The following is a 4,366-nucleotide window of genomic DNA, read 5'->3' as shown; positions in this document are numbered from 1 at the left end:
ACATCAAACATTTCAAAATAACTACTTGGCTTAACGCAGTCATTGCACTGATTTTATACTTTCTTAACTTACAAAAAAGAGCGCAAAGTTGCGCCCTTGTGATAAAAACTTATGTTTTAACGCTTATCATTAATAAGCTTTTGCCCAATAAACTAATTCTTTTGCTGCTTTTCCACAACATACACATGTATCAGAAACTTGTTCTTGTTCAAAAGGAATACAGCGAGAAGTTGCAAGTGTATCCTCTTTGATTTTCTCTTCACATGCTTGATCGCCACACCACATTGCTTTGATAAACCCAGGGTTATCGTTCAATGTTTTTGCGAACTCTTCCATATTTGTCACTACTGTTGTTTTTTCATCTCGATGTTTCTTGGCATTATTATATAAATGAAGCTGAATTTCCTCTAATAATGCAGGTAATCGCTGTTCAAGCTCAGATAATGAAACAAATTCTTTTTCTCCTGTGTCACGACGTACAAGAACTACCTGCTCTTTTTCAATATCCTTAGGCCCCATTTCAATTCGTACCGGAATACCCTTCATTTCATATTCATTAAATTTCCAGCCAGGCATTTTATCACTACCGTCAATCTCAACACGTATCAAATTTTTCAATTGATCTCGAAGATTATACGCTTTATCTAGTACTCCTTCTTTATGTTGAGCAATTGGAACGATCATTGCTTGCGTAGGCGCAATACGTGGTGGGATCACCAAACCACGATTATCACCATGCACCATAATTAATGCTCCCATAATTCTTGTTGAAAGCCCCCATGAAGTTTGATGAACAAATTGGCTTTCCCCATTTTCATCAAGATAGGTAATATCAAAGGCTTCAGCGAAACCAGAGCCGAAATGATGTGATGTCCCAGATTGTAAAGCTTTACCGTCATGCATCATGCTTTCGATCGTTAATGTATATTTTGCGCCTGCAAATTTTTCTTTGTCTGTCTTTTTCCCACGCAGTACAGGGATCGCTAAATAGTTCTCTACTACATCTGCATAAATGCCTAGCATTTGGTTTGTTTCTTTAGCAGCATCTTCATCTGTCGCATGTGCAGTATGACCTTCCTGCCAATGAAATTCCGACGAACGTAAAAATGGTCGTGTTGTCTTTTCCCAACGCACCACATTTCCCCATTGATTATATAGTTTGGGTAAATCGCGATAGGAATGGATATTTTTTGAGTAATAATCACAGAATAGCACTTCGGAGGTTGGGCGGACCGCCAAACGCTCTGCTAATTCTTCTTCTCCGCCATGCGTAACCCAAGCTACTTCTGGTGCAAAGCCTTCAACATGGTCCTTTTCCTTCTGAAGTAAGCTTTCCGGAATAAATAATGGGAAAGCAACATTTGTATGACCTGTCTCTTTGAATTTTTTATCTAGCTCATTTTTTACGTTTTCCCAGATAGCATAACCATATGGTTTAATAATCATCGTTCCTCGTACTTGACCATAATCCACTAGCTCTGCTTGCTTAACAACATCAGTATACCACTGGGCAAAATCGTCCTCCATTGCAGTGATTTTTTCCACAAACTGCTTATTTTTCTTTCCCAAAGCAAACACCTCATTATATAAGTTAATTATTTATATTCAAATACCTATTTTAAAACACAAAAAATCCTCCATCCAATAAGGGACCGAGGTTGGTGGTACCACCCTTGTTTACAATAGGAACTATTGCACACTCTGCATTGATAACGGGACTTACCCGCGTACACCTTACAGTGTGATACACACTCTCCGGTGACGAACTCAGGAGCAGGTTCTAATCTTTGTCTTTAGAAATTTGCAGCAACCATTTCCTCTCTAAAAAAGACAACCTAGATTATACTATTCTCCATCCTTGCTTCAAATATGTAACTTTACTATATAGTTTGCAGTTCATAAAGTCAAGAGAGAGATGATTTAGAGCGTGAGCCATTCTATATTCATTTTCCCTTCTAGTAGGGAATAGCTCAACGCTTTACAAGCTGAATTTTTCGACCTATACTTAACATATCATCATAATTGTTAAAATACTTACCATTTTCTGAAGAGATGTGTTTTATTGTGAAAGTAGTCATAAAAGTAACGTTATTTTATCTTCTCGGTATTATAGGAATACTTTGCATTAGTGTGTTTCCACAGTTTTTTGCTAAAGGGGATATTACTAATATCATTCTCTATTTCCATGATCTATGGAAGTTCCTTGGCAATTTTATTCAACCAGGGTCATGGACTTATCAAATAGAAGGTTCCATAGGCGAATTTCCCATTTTTAAGACGTTATGGGTCCCATTTACATACTCCATGAGTATTTTGTTTAGTGCTATATGTATCGCTTTTGCGATCGCATTTATACTTGCCTTCTTTGTCAACTCCCTACCAAAACAGGTTGTACAGGGTATTAAGCAGTTTCTCGAATTTCTAGAAACGATCCCTGATCTTGTTTTCGTCGTCCTGTTACAAATGCTAGTTATTTATATATATAACAAGACTGGTGTCTCACTTTTTACATTAGGCTCCTACATGGACGACCGTGCCTACGCTGGACCAATTATAACCTTGTCTATCTTACCGATGATCTTTCTTTTCAAAATTCTACTATTTTTAATTGAGGAAGAGTTTTCAAAGGACTATGTACGGTTTTTAAAAAGTAAAGGGCTGTCCAAAACCGTTATACTAATTCGTCATGTGTTTAGAAACATCCTACCAAGTGCTTTTCACCAATCCAAGCTAATTATTTGGGCAACACTCTCGAGTCAGTTTATCATTGAGAGAATATTTAATGTGAATGGGCTTACCTTTTACATTATCGAAAGCTTTTCACCAATGACCATAGCTGTGTCACTTATCCTGCTATTTACACCTTTTTTTATTACCTTTCAGCTAATTGACCTTTGGGTTGATGAAGCAACGACATTTGAATCGCATGACTTAGCAAAAATACCTTCCTTTCAGCCAATTAGCTGTGTAATGAAACATATAAAGATAATCCATTGGAAAAAGCTGCTACCTCGAATTCCAATAGCTTCACTAAGGAGGCAACTAAAAAACTATAAATTTGCAATAGGGTGCCTGTTCTTTATTCTAACCATTGGTGGTAGTATTGGCTATTCCATTATTACGGATAATCATGTTGATCAGGCAAACATATTTTACGAGGAAGATGGTACTACAATAAAAAGTACTCCACCACATCCACCTGGTCATCCGTTTTTATTGGGTTCTGATAAAGAGGGATTTGATTTGCTGGATCAGTTAATTATTGGAGCAAAATATACACTAGTTTTTGGCTTTTTAATTGCTTTTCTTCGAGTTGCTATCGGTTTATGTGGTGGAATTTTGTTTGCTTTTTCAATAAGTAAACGTAAACAAAGCTGGTTATCTAAAATAGTAGATTCTATTCACTTTCTACCACTTACATTAATTGCTTATATTTTGTTGAAACCCATTCTTCAATTAGGGTGGGAAATGGAGCCATCCTACACGATTTCTGAACGCATTCTTATCGAAATCATTATTTTGACCGTTCTAGTTATTCCATTAACAACGGTGCTGATAGGGAAAGATATAACTAACATACTCCAGCAAGAATTTATTACGAGTGCGAGTGTTCTTGGTGGAAGCAGATTCCATATATTGCGACATCACGTGATGCCACATCTATTTCCTAAACTTACGATTCTATTTGGGCAACAATTTATTCAAGTCTTATTTATTTTTATCCACTTAGGTATGTTGGATCTATTTTTTGGCGGGACAATTATGGGCTCGGCAATGTTCAATGAGCCTCCTAAATCACTTACGAACGAGTGGTCTGGAGTAATTGGGAATACTGTACATTCATTTAAAAGTGGACAATATTGGCTTATTCTCTTTCCTCTACTTGCCTTTATGTTAAGCATCTTTGCTATGCAACTAATCATTAATGGTATTAAGGAAGTTCAACAGGCTAAAATCGGGGTTACTGCTAAAAAATACAAAAGTAAACGTACCATAAACCATAAGGAAAATACGGAGAATATGTTTGCTCCAACGTCAAATCGTTTCCAGCTCGTTCACGATAAAAAAGCTCGATAGCGTTCAAACATATATTCTTACAGCTATAAAATGATACGAGGACAAACGTATGTTGCAAAGAAAAAACGCACAACTAGAAATAATTGTGCGTGTAAGTAGCTCTGGAAATATACTTCGCTTCCCACTGGTAAGGTGTCTGATGAGTCCTATCGATGCTTTTTCATCTAAGAAGCAGGATTAGAAAACCTGAGCAAAATTCGCTCAGTCCTTACCACTAAATGCTCAGATTTACGCTTCCTCTAGTAGCTATTATGGAATAATAGCTACTGCTTGACCACCACTCCGGCTG

2 protein-coding genes and 1 other annotated feature are annotated in these 4,366 nt (G+C 36.9%); of the genes, one reads left to right on the top strand and one right to left on the bottom strand.

Annotated features, from left to right (window positions below):
• Positions 1 to 129: 129 nt before the first annotated feature.
• Positions 130 to 1,569, bottom strand: coding sequence for a proline--tRNA ligase (gene proS / locus Q1A47_RS20105; protein ID WP_166530673.1), 1,440 nt, complete (start codon positions 1,567 to 1,569; stop codon positions 130 to 132).
• A 75-nt stretch (positions 1,570 to 1,644) separates the two neighbouring features.
• Positions 1,645 to 1,868: a binding site (T-box leader), on the bottom strand.
• A 196-nt stretch (positions 1,869 to 2,064) separates the two neighbouring features.
• Between proS and Q1A47_RS20100 the strand changes: the two genes are divergently transcribed.
• Entirely contained in the window at positions 2,065 to 4,077 is a 2,013-nt protein-coding gene (locus Q1A47_RS20100) for an ABC transporter permease subunit (protein WP_166530674.1), read from the top strand.
• Positions 4,078 to 4,366: the final 289 nt, after the last annotated feature.

The sequence above is a fragment of the uncultured Virgibacillus sp. genome, assembly GCF_947495635.1.
Taxonomy (GTDB): Bacteria; Bacillota; Bacilli; order Bacillales; family Amphibacillaceae; genus Virgibacillus; species Virgibacillus salarius.
The sequence above is the reverse complement of the archived record's forward strand: the minus strand, read 5'-3'. Positions and strand labels throughout refer to the sequence as shown.